This window comes from Chelatococcus asaccharovorans (assembly GCF_003201475.1).
Classification (GTDB): domain Bacteria; phylum Pseudomonadota; class Alphaproteobacteria; order Rhizobiales; family Beijerinckiaceae; genus Chelatococcus; species Chelatococcus asaccharovorans.
Map to the genome: position 1 here is coordinate 63,772 of NZ_QJJK01000003.1, position 22,717 is coordinate 86,488.

A 22,717-nucleotide genomic window follows, 5' to 3' on the forward strand; every position below is an offset into this window, starting at 1 on the left:
GACAATAAAATCCACCCAACTTTGCCGAGATGCAAGCGCGCCCTCCTTGTCCACACGCTCCAATCCGCACGAACCGGCATCACCCGTCCTCTTGATAAAGAAGCGCAAGCGTACCGAGCAGACTCCCGACAACGGCCGCAAACCAGGCCGCCACCATTGGGCTTACAAGCCCGGATGCCCCGAGATCCTCCATGAGCTCCGTAGCGACATAAAGCATGAACCCGGCAACGACGCCACTCAGAACCATGCGTGCTACACCACCAAATCGGAAGAATCTTAATGAAACAGACGCGGCCACCATGACCATCGCGACGAAAAGCAAAGGCCTCGCCAGCAAGGAATCGAGCTGGAGCCGGTAAGGCGTGGAATCGAGGCCTGCTCGCTCGGTCCGCTCGATTACCGACGGCAGTCGCCAAAATGGCACAGAACCCGCTGGCAGAAAGGATTCCCGCACCTGCGAAGGCTCCAGGTTCGTGGCGATCAGATAGGTTGTATGGGTCTCCGGCTCGCTCGTCGCGGAGGTCACGCGGGCGTCCTTAAGCTCCCAGTAACCACTATGCAAATCGGCCTCGCGCGCCTCCACGCGTTCCGTGAATTGCCCGTGCGGGTCGAAGAGGAAGAAGGTGACGTTGACGAGCGTCGCGGAGTCATTGCTGGCGGCGTCGGCGCGGACGATCGCCTGTCCGTCGACGCTGCGCTGGCGCACCCAGATATATTGGCCCGTCGTCGCCGCACTGCTGCGCGCGAAGACGCGTGCTTCGATAACGCCGGCCCTTTGCTTCAGCATGGCCGAAAGGGGGTTGTAGAGTGTGACGACGGCGATGCCGAGCGCAAGGGCGATGAAGACGCCGGGCTGCAGGAACTGCCAGGCCGAGATGCCGGCCGCGCGTGCGATGACGAGTTCCAGCCGCCGGCTCAGGTTGAGCAGGGTCACCATGCTGCCGAAGAGGACCGCGAAAGGCATCACCTGTTCGACGACCGCCGGCGTGCGCAGGAGGGCCAGCGTCACCATGAGCCCGGTGCTCGCGCCCTGGGCATCGCCGGCGCGCCGCATCAGCTCGACGAAGTCGAGGGTGTAGACGAGCAGGAACACCGTCGCGAAGACGGCCAGGATGGTCTTCAGGAAGCGAAGGGACAGGTAGCGCCCGAGCGTCACACCGATGAGCATCAGGACGACCCTGCCGTCGCGACGGATCCGACCGGGCGGCCACCGCGCCTGCGGACGAGCGCGGCTGCCAGACGCCCGACGCCATGTCCGTAAAAGATGATGACGAGCGACACCAGGCATCCCGCCAGCGGTGCGCCGTAGACGCCGATGAGCGCTGTCGGCGACCGGACGGCGGCGCTCGACGCGGCAAAGCCCGCCACCCGCACCAGGATCACGCCGAGGATGGCGGCAAGGATGGCGGCGCCGCGCCCCTGACGGGTGGTGCGCGCCTCGCCGAGCGCGGCGAAGGCGATCAGCATGAAGGCGATGCAATAGAGCGGCGCGGAAAATCGGTCATGCAATTCGGCGCGGAACCGCCCCTCCTGCAATTTGAAATAGGGCTCGTTCGGGTCCGGGGTCATCAGGGCCCAGGTCGAGCGCTCGCGCGGCTTATAGATGACGTCGGCGCCTTCCTGCGCAAAGACCGACAGATCGATGGCGTAGCGCTCGAAGGTCACGATCGCCGAATCCTTGCTGCCGGGCTCCTGCCGCTGCACGGATCCGGTCTCGAGCAGGAGATAGCTCTGGCCCTTGACGTCGACGGCCTGGCCCCGTTCGGCGATATAGACGACGACCTTGTTACGGTCGCGCTGGTCCTGCAGGAAGATGCCGAGGAGGGCGTCGCCGGATTTTTCGCGGTAGTGGAAGGTGATGCCGGTGTCGAGGGTGGTGAACTGGCCTTCTTTGACGATATTGGCAACGAAGTCGGCGCGGATCTTCGTCACGAGATCGCGCAGCGAATTGAAGCTCTGCGGCATCAGATAGACGGTCATGACACCGACGGCCAGGGTCACCGTGACGGTGAAGAGCGCGAATGGCCGTAGCAGGCGCACCGGAGGAATGCCGGCGGCGCTCATGACGATCAGCTCGGAATCGCCGTTCAGGCGGTTGAGCGCATAGAGCGTCGCGATGAACAGGGCAGCCGGTGCGATGATGGTGATGAGGGCGGGCAGCGACAGCAGGGTGACGACGAGGAAGATGCCGATGGTCTGGCCCTTGCCGGTGACGAGATCGAGCTCCTTCAGGATCTGGGTGATCCAGATCACGAGCGTCAACGCCGACAGGCAGGCCAGAAAGGCTCCGACGACATTGCGAAGGATGTAGCGGTCGATCAGCCCCATGGCTCGCTTACTCTACCAGTCCCATACTTTCTTCGCCGACAGCCGAGCTACCGTGTCGAGCACAATAGGGCAAGTGAGCCAGCGCACAACAGATCAGCAGCGCCTGCTTCTCCCCATTGAATTGCCGCCGCCGTTCACGCCGCCGTTCACGCCGCCATGTAAGCCACGATGTAAGCCACGATGCCGTGGCGACCAGCCATCGGCGGCAAGCTTGGCGGTTTGATGGCAGAAGGTGGCTCATGCCTGCTGAGCTTATCGCAGGGGAGGAACCATTGGCGGCTGGTCCTGCCATGCTATACCACTGTCTGCCCCCGGGCAGAGCGGTCGGGCGAGGGACTGAAAGAGGATCGTATGGTCGAGCGCAGCAAATTCGAGTTCAAGCCTTTTGGTCAGCCGGGGGGCGGCAGCGTCGTCGTGTTTGTGAATGATGCGCTTGAAACAGGCGAGGATGCGGCGAAGGCACTCGGGCCGGATGCTCTGGCAACCATCTCCAGGGCGGCGGCAGCGGAGAATTTCAAGGGCAAGCTCAAGAAGGCCCTCGTGATTGCCGCGCCGCAGGGCATCGAGGCGGATCGCCTCGTCGTCGTCGGCACCGGCCCGGCTGCCGATTTTTCAAAGCTCGACTGGGTCGAGCTCGGCGGCGCCGTGCAGGCTATGCTTTCGGGCGCCCGCGCCAGTCTCTATGTCGCGCTTCCCGGCCACGATGTCACGCCGGAGGCGGCGGCGGATCTGACGCTCGGCATGCAGCTGCGCGCCTATAAATTCGACAAGTACAAGACGAAGAAGGATGCCGACGAGAAGGCATCGAAGCCGCTCAAGGTCACGCTCTTCGTCCATGACCCGTCGGCGGCGCGGCAGGTCGCGAAAGCACGCGACGCGGTCGCCGCCGGCGTGCTCACCGCGCGCGAACTGGTCAACGAGCCGCCGAATGTCCTCTTTCCCGAGGAATTCGCCGATCGGGCGGCTGCGCTGGAGAAGGTCGGCGTCGACGTCGAGATCCTTGACGAGAAGCAGCTGAAGAAGCTTGGTTTCCGGGCGCTTCTCGGCGTCGCCCAGGGGTCGCATCGGGAGGCGCGCGTCGTCGTCATGCGCTGGAACGGCGCAGGCGCGAAGGATCAGCCGGTCGCCTTCATCGGCAAGGGCGTCACCTTCGATACCGGCGGCATCTCGATCAAGCCCGGCGCCGGCATGGAAGACATGAAGGGCGACATGGCGGGCGCGGCCTGCGTCGTCGGCCTCATGCAGGCGCTGGCCCAGCGCAAGGCGCGCGTCAACGCCGTCGGCCTGATCGGCCTCGTCGAGAACATGCCGGACGGGCGTGCCCAGCGTCCCGGCGATATCGTAACCTCGCTGTCCGGCCAGACGATCGAGATCATCAATACCGACGCCGAAGGCCGCCTCGTGCTGGCGGATGTGCTGTGGTACGCGCAGGACCGCTTCAAGCCGGCCTTCATGGTCGATCTCGCCACGCTCACGGGGGCGATCCTGGTCGCGCTCGGCCAGGAGCATGCGGGGCTCTTCAGCAACGACGACACCTTGGCGGATCGGCTTGCCGCCGCGGGCCTGGAGACCGGCGAGAAGGTGTGGCGCCTGCCGCTCGCGCCCGCCTATGACAAGATGATCGACTCGAAATTCGCCGACATGAAGAACACCGGCGGCCGCTTCGGCGGATCGATCACGGCGGCGCAGTTCCTGCAGCGCTATGTCAAGGATACGCCCTGGGCGCATCTCGACATCGCCGGCACGGGCATGAATGCGCCGCAGACCGACATCAACAAGAGCTGGGGCTCCGGCTGGGGGGTCCGCCTGCTCGATCGCCTCGTGCGCGACCATTATGAAGGCTGAGCGCCCGCGCGACGGGATAAAAAGTTGGTGAGCGTGGGAGCGGGCCACCCATGACGGATGTGCTATTCTATCATCTGCAGCGGCAGCCACTCGAAGCCGTTTTGCCGACCCTCGTGGAGAAGAGCCTGGAGCGTGGCTGGCGGGTTGCGATCGAGGTTCCCGATCGCGAGCGCCTTGCCGCGCTTGACGATCACCTGTGGACCTATCGGGAGGAGAGCTTCCTGCCGCACGGTACGCAAGCCGATGCGGATGCGGCGAGCCAGCCCGTCGTGCTGACCGCCTCGCCCGACAATCCTAATGCCGCGGCCGTCCGCTTCCTCGTCGATGGCGCGACACTGGGTGTGGAGGCCGGTAGCTACGACCGCATTGTCGTCCTATTTGACGGTAATGACGATGAGGCGCTGGCTGAGGCCCGCGGCCAATGGCGCGTTGCCCGTGATGAGGGCTATGATGTGACCTACTGGCAGCAGGACGAGCAAGGGCGCTGGCAGAAGAAGGCCTGATCGAACAGGGCACCGTCCCGGTACGATCCGTCATTCGCCCGGAGGGTCCCTATGCAGTCGCCGATCCGTTTCCACCGCTGTCGCGAGAATGAAGGCGTCGACGGCCGTCGCGCCAGGCCTCTCGCCAGGACTGCCGTGATAGGTGCGCTGCTGGGGCTCGCGCTGCTGTCGCCGATCGCGGCCCAGGAATCCGGCAGGCCGGGCGGCCAGCAGGAGATGTCGCAGGGTCCGGGACAGCGGCAGCGACCGGCGGCCGAGCCGGGGGAGCGCCTGCCGGCGCCGGTCACGACCAGCCATAGCCTGCCGGCGGCGCTTGGCTCCGGGAAGTATCAAGCCACCGCCGGCAGCATCGTGCTCAGCGATCAGGCCGGCCGGCCGACGGTCGAGATCGCCTATGTGGCCTATAGTCTCGAGGGCCAGGACCCGGCGACGCGGCCCATTGCCTTCGCCTTCAACGGTGGCCCAGGGGCGGCCTCCGCCTATCTTCATTTCGGCGCCATGGGACCAAAGCGGCTCGCCTTCGGCAATCAGGGCGACGGGCCATCGAGCCCGCCGATCCTCACGGACAATCCCGAGACATGGCTGCCCTTCACGGATCTCGTGTTTGTCGATCCCGTCGGCACCGGCTATAGCCGCTTCCTGCGCGACGACCAGGACCTGCGCCAGCAATTCTGGTCGGTCAGCGGCGATGTCGCCGCGCTGTCGCGGTTCGTCACGCGCTATCTCACCGAGAACGACCGGCTGCGCTCGCCGAAGGTCCTCGTCGGCGAGAGTTACGGCGGCTTCCGCGTGCCGAAGATCGCCCGCGCCCTGCAGGGGGACTACGGTGTCGGGATCAACGGCCTCTACATCATCTCGCCGGTGCTCGATTTCAATCTGAAGGCCGATGGCTTGCCGTTCTCGAGCGCGGCGCGGCTGCCGAGCCTCGTCGCGGCGGCACGCGCCGCGAAGGGAGAGGCCATCACGCGGGAGGCCCTGGCTGAGGTCGAGGCTTATGCGCTGGGCGACTATCTCGTCGATGCGCTCAAGGGGCCGCGCGACGCGGCCGCGGTGGCGCGGATCTTGGATAGGGTGCAGGCGCTCACGGGCCTTGACCGGGATTTCCTGACCCGCAGCGGCGGCCAGCCGGATATGACGAGCGTGGCACGCGAGCTGGGACGGCCACGATCGGAGGTTGCAAGCTATTACGACGCGCTGATCTCCGGGATTGATCCAGCGCCCTCGGCCCCGCGTGCGAGCTTCGATGATCCCGTCCTCGACGCCAGCATGGCGCCGCTGACGAGCGCCGCGGTGGACTATACCAGGCGTGTGCTCAAATATGAGGTTTCACGCCCTTACGAGCTTCTCAACGGCGAGATCAACCGGCGCTGGTCATGGGGCAACCGTCGCGAGGGCCCGGAGGCTGCGAGCGATCTCAACGCGGCCATGGCGCTCGATCCGGCGCTCGTGGTGGTCGTGACCCACGGCTTCACCGATCTCGTCACGCCTTATCTGGAATCACGTCTGGTGCTCGATCGCATCCCGGCAACGATCGCGAATTCCGAACGCTTGCGGCTCGAGGTCGTGCCCGGCGGGCACATGTTCTACACCCGCGACGACAGCCGCAAGGCGTTGCGGGACAGCGCCGAGCGGCTGTTCAAGGCGGTGGGACGGAAATCCTGATCCGCCTGTGGCGGCGTCCTGCCAGCCATCCACGATTGTCGGACGCAAGATGGCCGGTCCGTGGTCGTCAGGCCAGCGGATTGAGCTTCTTCGCCGCGCTGTCCCTGATACTTTTGCGCATAAAATCCGCTGGATTCCTGATGAAGGCCGCGGCCTTTTCGGCGGCTTGCGTCGTTCGACCGAGCACGGTTCCCGACCGTACGTCATCCGTGTTGCTGTAGTAGACAAAGCTCTTCTGGCTGGGCTTGAAATACTCGGGCGTCGCGGCCGGGCGTGGATTTTCGAAATATATTTTTGTATATCGATAATCTCTTGACATGTCATCGCCTCCCATCGACAGCATGCCGAAGTATCCGCGCACCTCAAGATGTTTGTACCCATTCTTGTTCATGGCGGCCGTGAACTCCTTGACGAAGGCGCAGCCCGGGTGGCTGTCATAGCAGGCGCCTTCGTGCTTGGATTTCACATAGTGTGAGAAGCCTACATACACGCGCAGGAAGCGGAAATCGGTCGGCAGGCCGGCCTCTCCCATGTGCCGTGCGAAGTCCTTCGGGGACCAGATGTGCTCGTCGCTCACGAAGCAGTTGTTGCCGAATTTGAGAAGGGGCGAGAGCGGGTTCGCCGACCGCACTTCTCGCGTGCCCGCCTTCTTCTCCATGGAATAGGCAACCGGGTCTTCAACGCCGCCGACGATGTTCTCGCCGGCATGGCCGGGAACGTCGGCATCGAGCAGAACGTAGAGCTTTGCCTCGCAATCGAGGTCTCGGAGCGGGCGTGTCGCCAGCCAGGCGCGTTCCAGCATGTCGTCGGGCTTATGGAGGACGCCATAGAGGCCCTTGCCGGTGCTGAACCTGTGCTGGTTCCAGATCTGGGCCAGGCCTTTCAGCTTGCGGGAGCGCACGGGAATATAGATGAGCCCCTGCCGTCTGCTATCGCGAAGCGGGTCATCGCTCGCACTAGGCTGCGGCATAAGGGCCCTGCTGCATTCCCCATTTGGTCCAACTGTTCCGTTGCAGTCCTCACCCGTAAAAGTGACGTTTGGCGTGGGATCGCCGTCCCCCCGGATGAGTGATCCGGACTGGGAGGGGCCCGCGCCTCCTATGGCCAGTTGAGCCGGCTGGTTATTCTTTATTTTCTCAAATCCCAAACGCGTCATGGCCTTTTTAACGAGTATGGGGCGATGCTTCAGAAATTCAGGGCGATGAACCATGGAGAGAAACCTCTTCGAATACCTGGCAGACGCATTTTTTTAATAATGTGGGATGACATAAACGGACCGCGCTACCGGCGCGTGACTTTAACGGGTGCGAAATTTTTGATGTGGCGCCATATCGCCGACCAGCATCCGGTCGGGGGGAGGTCTTCCTTAGCCTCAATTCCGTCCTCAATCTCAATCCCCGCTGCTCGCATGCGCTTAATCTCGTTTTCCCGCGCGCGTATAATCTCGGCTTCGCGCGCGCACCTGAGCTCGTTTTCTCGTGCACTTAAAATCTTGGCCTCTCGCTCGCGTATATTCCTAGTATCTTTGAAGTATGTGGGATTGGATCGGAGGTCTACAGGGCCTCCCAGCTGGTCAGTGCCGTGCATGAAGTGAAACGTCTTGACGAACGCAGCGCCATATCCATTTATTTTGAGTTGCTTCTCAAAAGCTTCCGCATAGCTTAAATCTTCTGCTGTTTCATTAATGTGGTTTCTGTAAAGGTATATGAACCGGCACGTGCGCGGGAGCCTCTCGCCCATGAGGTGGTTGGCAAGGGCTTCTGCTCCCTTGTGCGTCTGTCGTACTGTTCCATGTTTTTTGCGCGCCACGACGCCGATATTCTCCGTGAGAATGTAAAGCGTGCAATGCGGGGACAGCTTTTCTAGCTTGCCGGAAAAGGCGCGTCGGCCAGCCTTGAGAACGGTGTCGAGTTTCCCCAAGATTTCGATTTTCTCCGGGCCATGAATAATTTCACAATTCGGCCATCGATTACCCCACCGGTGCATGTTCCAGTATTGCGGGATCCGTTCTAAGAACGGACGAGACGCATATATATAGACGTAATGCTTGGACTCGAATGAGGCGGCGGAGGCGCGTGGGGAACGCATAGGCGAAGCTCCGACAAAATCAGCAAAGTTCGCTGAGATTCTATCGTCGAATAACTTTCGCTTTCGAGGCAGGCTATGTCACAACAATGGTCCAGCCTGCTATAATTGCGACGCTTCCAGCATCGCAGTCGCGTCCAGCCATTCGTCTTCGGTGCGCGCCAACGCTTCAGCGGCCTCACTGCGCATGCGCGCCAGCTCTGCGGCCTTTGCAGGATTGTCGCGAAAGGTCGCCGGATCGGCGAGGGCGGCGTCGACCTTGGCGATGGCGGTCGACAGCTTGGCAAGACGGGCGTCAAGCTCGCCGATACGCTTGCGCATGGCATTGAGCGACGGACGTGGTGCACCCGTGGGGCGCGACGGCGTGGAGAGCGTCGGCGCGGAGCCCCGCGTGCTGGCATCCCCTTCGCGCGCTGCGCTGCTGCCTGACTTGTCGAGGCCGAGCACGAGGCGGCGGTAGTCGTCCATGTCGCCGTCGTAGGATTTGACGGTGCCGTTGGCGACGAGCCACAGACGTTCGGCGCAAGCCTCGATCAGAAAGCGATCGTGGCTGATCAGGACCACCGCGCCGGTGTAGTCGTTGATCGCCTCGACGAGCGCCTGGCGGCTGTCGATGTCAAGGTGGTTCGTGGGCTCGTCGAGGATCAGAAGATGGGCGCCGCCGAAAGCCGCGAGCCCCATGAGAAGCCGCGCCTTCTCGCCGCCGGAGAGCTTTTCCACGGGCGTCTCGGCCTTTGCGCCGGAAAAGCCGAACTGGGCGGCGCGCGCCCTTTGCCTGGCCGGGGGCGCATCCGGCATGAGCGCGGCGACATGCTGCAGCGGCGTTTCCGCCAGGCCGAGCTCGTCGAGCTGGTGTTGCGCGAAATAGGCGGTCTTGAGCTTCGGCGAATGGATCACCTGGCCCTTCATCGGCGCAAGCCGCCCGGACAGAAGCTTGGCGAAGGTCGACTTGCCGTTGCCGTTCGAGCCGAGCAGCGCGATCCGATCGTCCGGCAGGAGGGTGAGGTTGAGGCGGTCGAGCACCATGCGGTCGCCGTAGCCGACGCCCACGCCCTCGATGGAGATGAGAGGGGGCGAGAGCGGCCGGTCCGGCCCCTGCAGATGGAACGGCAGCACCTCCTCGCCGGCGACGGCGGCGATCGGCTCCATCTTCTCCAGCCGCTTGAGGCGCGATTGCGCCTGGCGGGCCTTCGAGGCCTTGGCGCGGAAGCGCTCGACGAAGGCGCTCAGATGCTTGCGCTCGGCCTCCTGTTTCATGCGCGCCTTGGATTGCAGCGCCTGCTTCTCCCGGCGCTGGCGGTCGAAGGAGGTATAGCCGCCGCGGTAGATGGTGAGCTTGCCCTGGTCGAGATGCAGGATGTGGTCGACGGCGGTGTCGAGCAGATCGCGGTCGTGGCTGATGACAAGGACGGTGTGCGGATAGCGCCCGAGATAGTCGTAGAGCCAGAGCGTACCTTCGAGGTCGAGATAGTTCGTCGGCTCATCGAGGAGCAGCAGGTCAGGCTCCGTGAAGAGCACGGCGGCGAGCGCCACGCGCATGCGCCAGCCGCCGGAGAAGGACGAGCATGGGCGCGCCTGCGCCTCGGCATCAAAGCCGAGGCCGTGCAGGATGGAGGCCGCGCGCGCCGGCGCCGAATGGGCGTCGATATCGACCAGGCGGATCTCGATGTCGGCGCGCCGCATGGGATCGGTCGTGGTCTCGGCCTCGGCCATCAGCGCGGCGCGTTCGGTGTCCGCTGCCAGCACGACATCGATCAGGGTCTCGGGACCGCCGGGCGCCTCCTGCGCCACCGCGCCGATACGCCAGTTCTTCGGGCGCGATATCGTGCCGCTCTCGCCGCCGATCTCCTCCTGGATCAGCCGGAACAGCGTCGTCTTGCCGGCGCCGTTGCGGCCAACGAGCCCAACCCGCCCCCCGCTGGGGACGGTGACGGTCGCTCGATCGATCAGGAGGCGTGCCCCGAGCCGATAGGTCAGTTCGTTGATCTGCAGCATGGCAGTCTTGTGCCGTCTGCCGGCCTCGCCTGCAAGTCCCGTCTATCGCACGAGGCGTCACGGCCGGTCGTTTGCGCGTCAGGTCGTCCCGGTCTGCCTTGCCTTCGACATAGTCCGGTCGCGATGCTGCCTTGGACAGAGTTGAGGACAGGGTGTTGAAAAGCTGTGGATAACATGTGATTCGATGACCATGCGTTTTGATGTCAGTTTGTTTTCCATTCCCGCCCTGACGATCGCGGTCTTGGGGCTTGTGATGGGCATAGTCCTGGTGGTCGGCGGCGCGGGTGCGATCACGCGCATCGACGCCGTGCGCGTGGATCAGCACGCCTGGTCTCCCGGCAAGGCGCTTGTCAGGGTTGCGACGCCGACCGTCTGAAGCGGCTGGACCCACGCGCTCTGGCCGATGAAGATGCGAATGTCGGGAATGGCGACGCGCCTTCGCGGCAAAAAGTGCGCCGTGCATACGAAGATCTGTTGCTTTCAACGCTCATCCGATGGCACTTGCCTGATGGCTTCGTGATGTGAGGCCAAAGCCGCTTGACCCCGTTCCCTCAGGTCCGGACGATGCGGACGGAAGGTGAGAATCGGGGCGATGTTGCAGCTGACGCGTGTTCCGTTCTTCAAGGACGCGGATTTGGATCTCGGTTCCTTCGAGCCGCGCTGTAACTGGCGCCGTTTCGATACCGACGAGATCCTTGTGGATTTCGAGGATATTTCCACCGACGTGTATTTCATCGTCTCCGGCGAGGTGCGCGTGCTCGTCCGCAGCCAGTCCGGCAAGGAGGTCATCCTCGGCGAGATGCGCGTGGGCGAATTGTTCGGTGAACTCGCCGCCATCGATGGGGTCAAGCGCTCGGCCAATGTGACGGCCCTGACGCGCGGCGAAGTCTGCATCATGCCGGCCGTGGTGTTCCGCGAGATCGTTTTTGCCTCGCCGATCGTCGCCGAGCGGCTGCTCAAACTGCTGGCCGGCCGCGTGCGGGAGCTCAATGCCCGCATCATGGAGCATACGGTGCTCGATCTCCGGCACCGCCTCTATGCCGAATTGCTACGCCTGTCAGTGCCGCGCGCCGGCCACCCCGGCGAGCGGGTGGTGACGCCGCCGCCCTTCCACCACGTCATTGCGGCCCGCATAGGCTGCCGGCGCGAGCAGGTGACGCGGGAATTCAGCGCACTGTCGGCCGAAGGGCTCGTGGAACGCACGCGCGGCGCGCTCGTCATCAAACAGCCTGAGGTGCTGGATGCGCGCGTCAAGGAAGCCTTGCGCGACGACAAGTAGGCGCCAGCGGGATGCCGCGTTTCAAGGATCCTGCATTCCAAGAGGCCTGCTTTCAAGGATCCTGCTTCCAGGAGGCCTTTGGTCCGTAGGCGGCGAAGAACACGCGGACCGCGCTTGCGACGGTCACCTCGATATCTTCGGGGGAGGGCCGCTCGTTGACGCCAAACAGCGGCCCTTTCGTCAGGCTGCCCTGGATCAGGCCCATGAACTGCGCGGCGGCGAGATCGGTATCCTCGATCAGGAGACGCCCGGCCGCACGCTGGGCCGCGAGATAGGTTGAAAGCCGTTTCACACCATAGCAGGGGCCGGCCTCGAAGAAGGCCCGTCCGAGGGCTGGAAATTTCTCCGCCGCGCCGATGACCATGCGCAGCAACGAAACATGGTCCGGTTGAATCATCATGCTGATGAAGCTCGTGGCCAGCCGCGTCAACACGCCCCGCACATCGGGTTCGTCCTGGTCGAGGTCGAACAGGCGCTCCGCCGCATCGCGGCGGTCGACATCGATCAAGGCGCGGAACAGCGCCTCCTTGCTGTCGAAATAGACGTAAAGCGTGCCTTTTGAGACGCTCGCCGCTTTCGCGATGTCGCCCATGCTGGCCCCGTCGAAACCGTGGGCACGGAAAACGTGCCGCGCGCCATTCAGAATGTCGCGGCGTTTCGAGCTATCCTGTGCGGCGTCCTCGCGCTTGGATGCGAGGGTGAGGGGGTCCATTGGCTCCATCCCGATGGTTCGCTGATACGCATGAACGCGTCGCCACATGATCTTTGCATCGCGCGCGATAGGCGTGGCAAGCGCGCTGGACGACTTTCCCGTGGCGTGCGGTGGCGCACATGTCCGTCATTGACCGAACCGTTCGGTCAATCTATGTGGTTGTAGTGCTGACCGAACGGTTCGGTCAAGCATTCTGACAGATGGGCAAGTGCCGTGGATAGACGCCAGGATATGGCCGACGGGTCCGGTCTCATGGTCCACGAGGAACCGCGCGCAGGCGGTGGCGCGTCGGGGCAGGCGGAAAAGCCTGCCCGCGATGTGTCGCGCGCCGAGAAACCGCAAGAGCCGGGTGCTTTCCAGAACCCGGCCCAGGAAGCGCCGGCCGGGCCGGCTCCTGCTGGAAAGTCGGGGCACAAGCACCATGGCGGCAAGCACCACGACAAGGATGCGCCGAAGAAGAAGAGCCGCATTCGCAAGCCCTTGCTGGCGGCGGTCGCCCTGATCGCACTCGCTGCAGGCGGCTACGAGGGCTATCACTGGTGGACGCTGGGCCGCTTCGAGATCGAGACCGACGACGCTTATGTGCATGTCGACATGACGATCCTCGCGGCCAAGGTTTCTGGCTACATCACCAGCGTTGACGTCACGGACAACCAATTCGTGCGCGAAGGCGCCATCATCGCGCGCATCGATGATGGCGACTATCGGCTCGCGGTCGATGCGGCCAAGGGCAAGGTTGCCACCCAGCAGGCGGCCATCGCGCGCATCGCCGAGCAGATCAAGGCCGGACAGGCCTCTGTCGAGCAGGCCGAGGCGCAGATCGACGCCGCACAGGCGGATGTGGATCGTGCCGAGCTCGAATTCGACCGCCAGCAGCAGCTCGCAAAAAGCAATTTCGCGAGCAAGCAGGCCCTCGACAATGCCCGAGCCGACCGTGGTCGCACGCGCGCCAATCTGGCCAGCGCCAAGGCCGGGCTCGATTCCGCGACGGCCAATGTCGGCGTCCTCAACGCCCAGCGCGTCGAGGCCGAGCGCAGCCTCGACGAGGACAGGACGACCCTCGCCAAGGCTGAGCGCGATCTCTCCTTCACTGAAATCAAGGCGCCGGTGTCGGGCGTCATCGGCAACCGCGCGGTGCAGGTCGGCAAGCTGGTGTCCGTTGGAGAGCGTCTCGCGGCGATCGTTCCACTGGATTCCGTTTATGTCGACGCGAACTACAAGGAAACGCAGCTCGGCCGCCTGAAGCCCGGCCAGCGCGTGGACATCACCGTCGATGCCTATCCCGGCCGGGTCTTCACCGGTGAGGTCGCGAGCATTTCACCCGCATCGGGCGCGTTGTTCAGCCTGCTGCCGCCGGAAAACGCCACCGGCAATTTCACCAAGATCGTCCAGCGGGTGCCGGTTCGCATCCGTTTCTCGGCCGACGCCCTGAGCGACCATGTGTTGCGACCGGGTATGTCGGTCGTCGCCACAGTCGATACACGTCACGACGCCGACGCACCCCGGACGGCTGCCCTGAAGGCTCCCACCCGGTCGAGCGCAGAATAAGGCATAGGCCTATGAGCGCGATCGCCGCGGCCGGCCAGGAACGGCCGCCCCTTCTCATGCTGGGTATTCCGGCGCGCAAGTTCATCGCCTTCATCTTCATGGTGTTCGGGATGTTCATGGCCATCCTGGACATCCAGATCGTTTCGGCATCGCTGTCAGAGATCCAGGCGGGCCTCGCGGCGAGCTCCGACGAGATTTCCTGGGTGCAGACGAGCTATCTGATCGCCGAAGTGATCATGATCCCGCTGTCGGGCTTCCTGTCGCGCGCGCTGTCGACGCGGTGGCTGTTCGCCGCCTCCGCCGCCGGCTTCACCATCATGAGCTTCCTCTGCGCGACGGCATCGTCGATCAACGAGATGATCGTCTATCGCGCGCTGCAGGGTTTCATCGGCGGCGGCATGATCCCGACCGTCTTTGCGACAGCCTTCAGCGCCTTTCCCCGCAACAAGCAGGCGGTCGTCTCGCCGATCATCGGGCTTGTCGCCACGCTGGCGCCGACCATCGGCCCGACCATCGGCGGCTATCTCACCGACCTCTTCTCCTGGCACTGGCTGTTTCTCGTCAATATCGTGCCGGGCGTGATCGTGGCGATTGCAACCTTCCTCCTGGTCGACTTCGACGAGCCCGACCTCAAGCTGCTCGACCGCTTCGACTGGTGGGGTCTCCTGTTCATGGCCGGCTTTCTCGGCAGCCTCGAATATGTGCTGGAGGAAGGGCCGACCAACGACTGGTTCGACGATGAACTCATCGTCCTGTTCACCCTTCTCGCGGCGGCGTCCTGCGTTGCTTTTTTCGCGCGCGTGCTCCTGGCGAAGATGCCGGTTGTCGATATCCGCGCCTTCCGGGACCGGAATTTCGCCACAGGATCGGCCTTCAGCTTCGTGATGGGCATCGGCCTCTATGGGCTGACCTATCTCTACCCGGTCTATCTCGGGCGCATCCGCGGCTATTCCGCCCTGATGATCGGCGAGACGATGTTCGTCTCGGGGCTCGCCATGTTTTTCGCGGCCCCCCTTGCTGGCCGCCTGATGACCAGGCTCGACCCGCGCGCCATGATGGGGCTTGGCTTCGCCGGCTTCGCGCTGGGGACCTGGCAGGTCACGAGCATCACGTCGGACTGGGATTTCTGGGAGCTCTTCGTGCCGCAGGTGCTGCGCGGCGTTTCGATGATGATCTGCATGGTGCCGATCAGCAATGTCGCCTTGGGCACGCTGCCACCTCACGAAATCAAAAACGCCTCCGGTCTGTTCAATCTCACGCGCAATCTCGGCGGTGCGGTCGGACTGGCCTTGATCAACACGCTTCTGAACAATCGGCTCGACCTGCATCTGGTGAGGTTGCACGAACAGGTCGCCTGGGGGCGGACTGCGGCCGAGGAAACCCTCGCCAAGATCACGCAGGGGATGGCGCCGCTCGGCTCCAATGCCGAAATTGCCGCCATCAAGAAGCTTGCCGGCATCGTGCGCCAGCAGGCGACGGTCATGGCCTTCGCCGATGTGTTCTATGCCCTGACCTTCCTGTTCCTCGCCCTCGTGGTGATCCTGCCGCTGGTGAAGAAACCGCGCGCCGCCGCTGGGGGAGGCGGCGGGGGACATTGACGGCCTGACCCGCCCCACCTGCCGCGCGCGCGTTCATTTTCCGCGATCAAGATCGGCAACGATCAGGCCGTCCGTACCCCCATCCGCGAGGGAGAGCAGCTGTTGGGCGACCGCGGCATGTCTTTGGTCCTTGAGATAGGCATCGCGCGCCGCAATACTGGCGAAATCGACGATGAACAGGTGGTCATAGCCGCGCCCTAACGCCTCCGGGCTGCTGTTGGACCCTGTCCGAATGCGTGTGATGCCCGGGATCGTGTCTCGCAGCTCCTCCAAAGCCTTGAACACGCTTTCGATCTCGGGCTTCGCCACATCTGGTCGAAAGCGAACGAGGACCACATGCGCGACCCGCGCGGCGTGCGGTGACGATCTTGGTATGACGTCCATAAAGAATAGAAAAAACGTTCCGACAGGTATGAAAATAATGAGGAACGCCGCGATAATATATTTAAAATAAACCATTGATTTCTTATCGTTGCTGGATAATTTTCAGTTCAACGATAGCATCAAGGCCGTGTCGTCGCGCTGTCTTTCAGGCATTGATTCTCTTGTTTACAGCCTGTCCACCAATCCAGCCCCCACCATGGCGGCGATGACGATGGCGCGTCGCAGCAGCGGCCCGCCCGGGAAGCGCGGTATCGGCAGCCGCGCCATCAGGTCGAAGCGATCGCTGCGCCCGCCGATCGCCTCGGCGATGGCGACGCCGGTGTACGGCCCGATCATGACACCCTGTCCGGAAAAGCCTGACGCCACGTAGAGATCGGGCCCAAGCCGGCGGATGAAGGGCAGGCGGGTCGCCGTGATTCCCAGGCGTCCACCCCAGGCATGGGTCAGCGGAACGTCGGCAAGATCGGGGAAGACCTTGAGCATGCGCGGTTGAACACGGGCGCGGATATCGGCCGGCACTGCGTTGCCGTAGCTTTCGCCGCCCCCGAAGACAAGGCGGTCGTCGACCGTCCGCTTGAAGTAGTTGACCACGAATTTGGTATCGGACGCCGCATGGCGCTCTCTCAGGAGCGTTGCCGCGCGATCGCCGAGCGGGCCCGTCGCCACCATGAAATTCACGATGGGCACCACATGCGCGGCGACCTCGGGCAGAAGATTGCCGATGCTGCCGTCACCCGTCGCGACGACGACGCGGGCGCTGACGGCGCCGCGCGAGGTCTCCAGCCGCCAGCCGGTGCCGTCGCGGACGACGCGACGCACGGTCGTTTCCTCGGCAATGCGGGCGCCTGCGGCAGCGGCCGCCGCAGCGAGGCCGCGGGTGAGCGCGAGCGGGTCGAGATGCCCGCCATGGGGGTCGAACAGGCCCCCGCAATAGCCTTGGGCGCCGGTGTAGCGCGGCAAGTCCGCTTCGGTCAGGACCTCGAGCCCGGCAACGCCGTAGCGATTGGCCATATGGAGCGCGTCGGCCCGCATGCCCTCGGCGATGTCGCGGCGATGGGCGAGGCTGAGGAGGCCCGGCTCGAGATCGCAGACGATGCCGTGGCGCGCGATGCGATCCTGCAGCCAGCGCCTGGCCTCCTCGGCGAATTGCCAGAGGCGCATCGCCTCGGCCTCGCCAACCTTGGCCTCCAGCCATCCCTGGTCGCGCCGCTGGCCGGGGTGGATTTGCCCGCCGTTGACCCCGGAGGCGCCGCCGCCGATGCGGCTGGCCTCGACCACGAGCACGTCGGCGCCCCCCTCGGCCAGCGTCAGCGCCGCACCGAGCCCGGTGACGCCGGCGCCGATGACGCAGATGTCGGATCGCGCGCCGTCGCTAAGGGAGGCCGTGGCGGGCGCGGCGTTGAGCGGCGCGTCCTCATAGAGATTGAGATGCGCATCACGGCGTGCGGGTTGGGTCATCGGTCGTAATGCGGCATGGGCCTTGAGAGGAGCGTTCGCCTCAGACGTTGAGCAGGAGATATTCGCGCTCCCACGGGCTGATGACTTCCATGAAGGTTTCGAACTCCGAACGCTTCACGGCGGTGAAGGCGCGCACGAAGCTCTCGCCGAGGATCTCACGCATCGCCTCGCTCTCTTCCAGCGCGGCGACCGCTTCGAGCAGGCCGAGCGGCAGATCGTGCTCGAGGTCATAGGCCGAGCCGGGGACCGGCTCACCGGGGCGCAGGCGCCGGTCGATGCCGAGCAGGCCGCAGGCCAGTGACGCCGCGATGGCGAGGTAGGGATTGGCGTCGGAGGAGGGGACCCGGTTCTCGACGCGGCGCGCCTCGGGGCTCGACGGGGGGACCCGGAGGCCGGTCGTGCGGTTGTCGTAACCCCAGCGCGTATTGATCGGTGCGGTCGAGTGCCGTGTGAGGCGCCGGTAGGAATTCACGTAAGGGGCGAGCATCGCCATCGCCGCGGGCAGATGGGTCTGCAGGCCGGCGATATAGGAGAAGAACTCAGGGGTCGGCTGGCCGTCGGCGGGATTGGTGAAGATATTGGCCCCCGTTTTCGCATCCACCACCGACATGTGGATATGCATGGCCGAGCCCGGCTGATGGGCGATCGGCTTGGCCATGAAGGTCGCATACATGTCATGCGCCATCGCTGCCTCGCGAATGGTGCGTTTGAAGAGGAAGACCTGATCGGCAAGATCGATGGGATCGCCGTGGCGCAGATTGATCTCCATCTGCCCCGCGCCTTCCTCGTGGATCAGCGTGTCGATCTCCAGGCCCTGCGCCTCCGAATAGTCGTAGATGAGATCGAACAGGGCATCGAATTCATTGACGGCGGCGATCGAATAGGCCTGCCGGCCGATCTCGGGCCGGCCCGAGCGGCCGATCGGCGGCTCCAGGGGATAGTCGGGATCGGTATTGCGCTTGACGAGGTAGAATTCGATCTCCGGCGCGACGATCGGCTGCCAGCCGCGCTGGCGGTACATGTCGACGACGCGCTTCAGCACCTGCCGCGGCGAGGTCTCGACGGGCCGCCCGTCGCGGAAATAGGCGTCATGGATGATCTGCGCCGTGGGATCGCTCGCCCAGGGCACCACGGTCAGTGTGGAGAGATCAGGCTCGAGGATCAGGTCGCCGTCCGTCGGCATCTCCTTGTCGACGACGTCATCCGGATAATCGCCCGATATGGTCTGATAGAAGATCGCCCCCGGCAGGCTGAGATTCGGGCTGCCGAAGAATTTTTCCGTGGGCATCATCTTGCCGCGGGCGACGCCGGCCTGATTGGGCACGAAGCACTCGATATCCTCGATGCCATGGGCGTCCACAAACGCACGCGCTGCTTCGATATTGGCGGCCCCGCGCTCGTTCTGCGGGAGCTTGGTGCCCTTTTTGTCCTGCTTCGCCATGCGTTCCTTCGCCATGCGTTCCTTCGCTGTCTGTCTCGTGCCGCGGTCTTCGGGCAGCAAACCGTCCGACCGGGGGGACTGTCAATGACGCCATCCTACACGTGGTGCCGGTCCGCGCCCACGCGCGCAGTGAAGATCGTGGCGCCGCGGGTACTCCCCTAAAGCCATCAATGGCTTTAAACCTTGTTGGGAGCAAGGGTTACGCTGATTCCTCCGTCCGGGCCGAAGCATGACGACACCCCATCCGAAGAGCCCCGTGCGACGTCTGATGCAGGCGGCTGTGCCGGCTGTTCCCTACCTGTGGCTGCTCGTCTTTTTCCTCGTACCCTTCGGAATCGTGCTCAAGCTGTCCCTGTCGCAGACGGCGAGCGCCATGCCCCCCTATCAGCCCGTCCTCGACCTTTCCGCGGGGCTGGCGGGTCTCTCGGCCTTCCTGTCCGGTCTCAGCCTCGACAATTTCGTCCTCCTCATGGAGGATTTATTCTACGGCGAGGCCGTCCTGTCCTCGGTGCGCATTGCCGCCACCGCAACGGTGATCCTCGTCGTCATCGGCTTTCCCTTTGCCTATGCGATGGCGAAGGCCCATCCGAGCCGGCGGCCCTTGCTCGTTCTCCTGGTCATCCTGCCATTCTGGATGAGTTTTCTTATCCGCGTCTATGCCTGGATCGGCATTCTACGCCCACAAGGGCTGCTCGATGCAGTGCTGATCGGCCTCGGGCTGACCAGCGAGCCGCTGGGGCTGCTGCAGACGGAAACAGCGGTACTGATCGGCCTCGTCTATTGCTACCTGCCGTTCATGATCCTGCCGCTCTTCGCGACCCTGGAGAAATTCGACTGGACGCTGATCGAGGCCGCGGGCGATCTCGGCGCGCGGCCATGGCGGAGCTTCCGCAAGGTGACGCTGCCGCTCGCGCTGCCCGGGCTCGCCGCCGGGGCGCTGCTCTGTTTCATCCCCATCACGGGTGAATACGTCATCCCCGAACTTCTCGGCGGCGCGGACACCTTGATGATCGGCAAGACGCTGTCGGACGAGTTCTTCAAGAACAGGGACTGGCCGCTCGCCTCGGCGGTGGCCATCGTTCTGCTCGTCATCATCATCGGACCGATCACGCTGCATCGCTCCATCGAGCTGCGTCGACTGGAGCAGGCGCGATGATCCGCCGCTTTTCCGGGCTTGATGCGACCGTCCTCACCTTCGGCTTCGCCTTCCTCTACCTGCCGCTCGTCATGCTGGTGGTCTATTCCTTCAACGGCTCGCAGCTTGTTGCGGTCTGGGGTGGGTTCTCGACCCGCTGGTACCGCGAGATCTGGCAGAACACGCAACTGATCGATGCGATGTGGACATCGATCGGCGTGGCCCTTGCCTCGGCGAGCCTCGCCACTGTCCTCGGAACGCTGGCGGCGCTGGCCCTCGTGCGTCACGGGCGTTTCACCGGACGGACGTTGTTTACCGGGATGGTCTATGCGCCGCTGGTCATGCCGGAGGTGATCACCGGTCTGGCGCTTCTGTTGTTCTTCGTCTCGCTCGACGTTGGTCGCGGCTTCTGGACGGTCACGCTGGCGCACACGAGTTTCACGATGAGCTTCGTCGCGGTCGTCGTGCAGTCGCGGCTGGTCGCCTTCGACCGCAGCCTGGAGGAGGCCGCCCTGGACCTCGGATCGCCGCCGGTGCGCACCTTCTTCAAGGTCACGTTGCCGCTCATCGCACCCTCGGTGGGGGCCGGCTTCCTGTTGGCGCTGACATTGTCTCTCGACGATGTGGTGATCGCGAGCTTCACCACCGGTCCGGGCACCTCGACGCTTCCCATCGAGATCTTCAACAAGGCGAGGCGCGGCCTGTCACCCGAGATCAATGCGCTCTGTACGTTGATGCTGGCGGGCGTGACCGCACTCGTCATCATTGCGTCGCTCGTCACCAAGGCCAGGAGCGTCGATGGCAAGATGCTTGAAGTCTAGTTCGTAAGAAATTGCAGCTATTGCGCTTTCACGGCATCGGCCCGCGTCGGGCCGCGCTGGCGGCTGTCGACGGGAACGGCAAACAGGGGCGCCGTGACCGACGACCGCTCGATGAGGGCCTGGATATCCGGCGCGATCGTCGGGCTGTCCCAGTTTCCCGTGATGCCGAGGGGAAAGCCCTTGCCGGGCACGGCCGTCGTCGGCGCCGCGACCACGCCGCGCAGGTTGAACTGGCGGTCCCCGAAGTCGATTCGCCCGCCAAGGCTGCCGCGCAGGCCCTGCGCGCTCATGGTGCCTTCGGTGATTTCGCCGACGCCGTCCGTGATCGTGAGGCCGAAACCGATCTGATCGAAATTGGTGCGGCCGCCGCGCCATTCCATCGCGGTCGAGAGAGGCCTCGCCTGCACACGTTTGGCGATCTCGGCAAGATCAAGACCGGAAATCTCTCCCTGCCGCAGGCTGAGCGAGATTTTGCCGCTGAGCGCATTGGCAAGCGTGGCGAAAGAACGGCCGCTGGATTCCAGCGCGAGCTGTCCTTGCGCAAGTCCGGCGAAGCGGCGATTGCCGAAAACCTCGTTGACGATGTCGCCGGCCTCGATCTGGTCGAAGCTGCCGATGAGCCTGGCATCCACGGCGGGAGCCTGGCTTTGCGTCATGATCAGCCGGCCTTTGAGGCTGCCCTGACCAAGCGTGGCACGGCCGACGGAAACCTCCGTGCGGCCGGCGTTCATCATGATGCCGGCGGCGACATTCTCGAAGACGAGTGCGCCGAGACGCGCCGCATTGGCGGACAGGCGGACATCGAGACTGGCGCTGCCGAGCATCGGTGCAAAATTCTCGCGGCTCCAGCTCCCCCAGGAGGAACGCACGGGTGTGAGCGGTTCAAGGAGCCGGTCGAGATCGAGCGTATCGGCCGCGACCGTCGCCGACAGGATCGGACGGTTGTCCTCGACGCGCAGCACGAGCGCACCCTCGAGCGGGTTCTTGCCGAGTTCGATCGTGGCTGCAGGAATTGAACCGCCGCGCAGTGAAAGATCCCCGTCGCCACTGAGCGCCAAGCTGCCGATCTGGGCTGCGAGCGGCAGAGGCCTGTCGAGCCATTGGACGGCGTCGGAGAGGGATGGGGTCTTGAGGCTAAAACGGCCCCGCGTGCGCAGTTGCTCGGCGGCGTCGATCGTGCCCAGAAGCGAAACGGACAGGAGGCGTGAGGACACCGAGATCCAGGCTGGCGAGGATTGGCCGGCCGCCAGATTGCGCGGTGCGAGATTGACGGCGCGGAATTCCACCATCTCGCCGCGCCAGCGCGCCCGGCCATTGAAGTCGAGATCATCGCCCTCGGGCGACCATTTCGCGAACAGATCGATGCTATCTGCCACGTCGTTGTCGTCGTCGAGCACCTGGCCACGCAGAAGTGTCAGCCGCGTGGTGGCGGTCGATGCATCCCCGCTGTTGAGGCGTTTTTGTACACCGGGCCAGAGATCCCCGGTTGTGAAGGGCCGCAGATGGATGGTCGGCGCGATGAGCGTCGTCTCGGCGATGTCGATACGGCGCGCGCTGATGAGGGAAAGCAGATTGATATCGGCCCGCATCTGACGGGCAAAGACAATGGATTCGCCATTGGCTGTGCGAATTGTCACGTCCGGCAGCGTGATGCGCGGCACCGGCAACAGGGTCAGCGTGACCTCCCCGTCCGATACGAGGGTCAGGCCGGTCACACGCTCCACCTGACCGGCGACCTGGCGATCGAGCCTGAGGCTTGGGACAGACCACGGTGTCACCGCGGCGAGCGCGAGTGCGAATGAGACCGATGCCAGGAGGAAAAATGTCCGTCGGGTCATGACCTAGAGCAATGAAGGGGCGAATGGACGGGACGAACGAATCGTCCAAACTGCTGAGAGGACGTCAGGTGGGCCGAGAATCATC

Annotated in this window: 19 protein-coding genes; 9 read left to right on the forward strand and 10 right to left on the reverse strand. The window is 64.2% G+C overall.

The genetic code is table 11. The features are described 5' to 3' along the window. Positions 1 to 79 precede the first annotated feature (79 nt). Both lptG and lptF read right to left on the reverse strand, forming a co-directional pair. Positions 80 to 1,168, reverse strand: a complete 1,089-nt coding sequence (gene lptG, locus C7450_RS07685) for an LPS export ABC transporter permease LptG (RefSeq protein WP_110373853.1) — start codon at positions 1,166 to 1,168, stop codon at positions 80 to 82. Continuing rightward, positions 1,168 to 2,328 (reverse strand): LPS export ABC transporter permease LptF, encoded by a 1,161-nt coding sequence (gene lptF / locus C7450_RS07690; protein ID WP_110373854.1) that lies wholly within the window; start codon positions 2,326 to 2,328, stop codon positions 1,168 to 1,170. The genes lptG and lptF overlap by 1 nt, the downstream gene beginning before the upstream one ends. A 351-nt stretch (positions 2,329 to 2,679) precedes the next feature. On the opposite strand from lptF, the gene C7450_RS07695 reads away from it, so the two are divergent. The 3 genes from C7450_RS07695 to C7450_RS07705 are packed head-to-tail and all read left to right on the forward strand — an operon-like array spanning position 2,680 to position 6,338. After that, positions 2,680 to 4,173, forward strand: coding sequence for a leucyl aminopeptidase (locus C7450_RS07695; protein WP_110373855.1), 1,494 nt, complete (start codon positions 2,680 to 2,682; stop codon positions 4,171 to 4,173). 50 nt (positions 4,174 to 4,223) lie between these two features. After that, on the forward strand, positions 4,224 to 4,676 hold the full coding sequence (locus C7450_RS07700) for a DNA polymerase III subunit chi (protein ID WP_110373856.1): 453 nt from the start codon (positions 4,224 to 4,226) through the stop codon (positions 4,674 to 4,676). 51 nt (positions 4,677 to 4,727) lie between these two features. Next, the gene (locus tag C7450_RS07705) at positions 4,728 to 6,338 is read left to right on the forward strand and encodes a S10 family peptidase (RefSeq protein ID WP_110373857.1); all 1,611 of its coding nucleotides are present in this window, start codon (positions 4,728 to 4,730) and stop codon (positions 6,336 to 6,338) included. A gap of 67 nt (positions 6,339 to 6,405) precedes the next feature. On the opposite strand, the gene C7450_RS07710 is transcribed toward C7450_RS07705, so the two are convergent. The 3 genes from C7450_RS07710 to C7450_RS07720 all read right to left on the reverse strand — a co-directional run bounded on the left by C7450_RS07710 (position 6,406) and on the right by C7450_RS07720 (position 10,418). Next, positions 6,406 to 7,548, reverse strand: coding sequence for a hypothetical protein (locus C7450_RS07710; protein WP_146227287.1), 1,143 nt, complete (start codon positions 7,546 to 7,548; stop codon positions 6,406 to 6,408). A gap of 71 nt (positions 7,549 to 7,619) precedes the next feature. Beyond that, on the reverse strand, positions 7,620 to 8,258 hold the full coding sequence (locus tag C7450_RS07715; RefSeq protein ID WP_110373859.1) for a hypothetical protein: 639 nt from the start codon (positions 8,256 to 8,258) through the stop codon (positions 7,620 to 7,622). A gap of 267 nt (positions 8,259 to 8,525) precedes the next feature. Continuing rightward, a complete protein-coding gene (locus C7450_RS07720; protein WP_110373860.1) occupies positions 8,526 to 10,418 on the reverse strand; it encodes an ABC-F family ATP-binding cassette domain-containing protein in 1,893 nt (630 codons plus the stop codon). A gap of 184 nt (positions 10,419 to 10,602) precedes the next feature. On the opposite strand from C7450_RS07720, the gene C7450_RS07725 reads away from it, so the two are divergent. Then, positions 10,603 to 10,794, forward strand: coding sequence for a hypothetical protein (locus C7450_RS07725; RefSeq protein ID WP_110373861.1), 192 nt, complete (start codon positions 10,603 to 10,605; stop codon positions 10,792 to 10,794). A 216-nt stretch (positions 10,795 to 11,010) separates the two neighbouring features. Next, positions 11,011 to 11,697 carry a Crp/Fnr family transcriptional regulator gene (locus C7450_RS07730; protein WP_110373862.1) on the forward strand — a complete coding sequence of 229 codons (687 nt, stop codon included), beginning with the start codon at positions 11,011 to 11,013 and terminating at the stop codon, positions 11,695 to 11,697. A 52-nt stretch (positions 11,698 to 11,749) separates the two neighbouring features. Here the strand turns inward: C7450_RS07730 and C7450_RS07735 are convergent, their stop codons facing one another. After that, a complete protein-coding gene (locus C7450_RS07735; protein ID WP_245449529.1) occupies positions 11,750 to 12,409 on the reverse strand; it encodes a TetR/AcrR family transcriptional regulator in 660 nt (219 codons plus the stop codon). A 252-nt stretch (positions 12,410 to 12,661) separates the two neighbouring features. On the opposite strand from C7450_RS07735, the gene C7450_RS07740 reads away from it, so the two are divergent. Both C7450_RS07740 and C7450_RS07745 read left to right on the forward strand, forming a co-directional pair. Further along, positions 12,662 to 13,957 carry an HlyD family secretion protein gene (locus C7450_RS07740; protein WP_110374281.1) on the forward strand — a complete coding sequence of 432 codons (1,296 nt, stop codon included), beginning with the start codon at positions 12,662 to 12,664 and terminating at the stop codon, positions 13,955 to 13,957. An 11-nt stretch (positions 13,958 to 13,968) separates the two neighbouring features. After that, positions 13,969 to 15,555: a DHA2 family efflux MFS transporter permease subunit gene (locus C7450_RS07745; RefSeq protein ID WP_110373864.1), complete on the forward strand. Its 1,587-nt coding sequence runs from the start codon at positions 13,969 to 13,971 to the stop codon at positions 15,553 to 15,555. A 33-nt stretch (positions 15,556 to 15,588) separates the two neighbouring features. Here C7450_RS07745 and C7450_RS07750 read toward each other — a convergent pair whose 3' ends face one another. From C7450_RS07750 to C7450_RS07760, 3 genes are all read right to left on the reverse strand, one after another. After that, positions 15,589 to 16,014, reverse strand: a complete 426-nt coding sequence (locus tag C7450_RS07750; protein ID WP_110373865.1) for a Dabb family protein — start codon at positions 16,012 to 16,014, stop codon at positions 15,589 to 15,591. Between the two features lie 90 nt (positions 16,015 to 16,104). Continuing rightward, positions 16,105 to 17,397, reverse strand: a complete 1,293-nt coding sequence (locus C7450_RS07755) for an NAD(P)/FAD-dependent oxidoreductase (protein ID WP_110373866.1) — start codon at positions 17,395 to 17,397, stop codon at positions 16,105 to 16,107. 40 nt (positions 17,398 to 17,437) lie between these two features. Then, complete coding sequence (locus tag C7450_RS07760; protein WP_110374282.1) at positions 17,438 to 18,838, reverse strand: glutamine synthetase family protein; 1,401 nt, start codon at positions 18,836 to 18,838, stop codon at positions 17,438 to 17,440. A 229-nt stretch (positions 18,839 to 19,067) separates the two neighbouring features. On the opposite strand from C7450_RS07760, the gene C7450_RS07765 reads away from it, so the two are divergent. Further along, a complete protein-coding gene (locus C7450_RS07765) occupies positions 19,068 to 19,994 on the forward strand; it encodes an ABC transporter permease (protein WP_110373867.1) in 927 nt (308 codons plus the stop codon). Then, positions 19,991 to 20,794 (forward strand): ABC transporter permease, encoded by an 804-nt coding sequence (locus C7450_RS07770; RefSeq protein ID WP_110373868.1) that lies wholly within the window; start codon positions 19,991 to 19,993, stop codon positions 20,792 to 20,794. Before C7450_RS07765 ends, C7450_RS07770 begins: the two co-directional genes overlap by 4 nt. Positions 20,795 to 20,811: 17 nt before the next feature. On the opposite strand, the gene C7450_RS07775 is transcribed toward C7450_RS07770, so the two are convergent. Continuing rightward, the gene (locus tag C7450_RS07775) at positions 20,812 to 22,632 is read right to left on the reverse strand and encodes an AsmA family protein (protein WP_110373869.1); all 1,821 of its coding nucleotides are present in this window, start codon (positions 22,630 to 22,632) and stop codon (positions 20,812 to 20,814) included. Positions 22,633 to 22,717 lie beyond the last annotated feature (85 nt).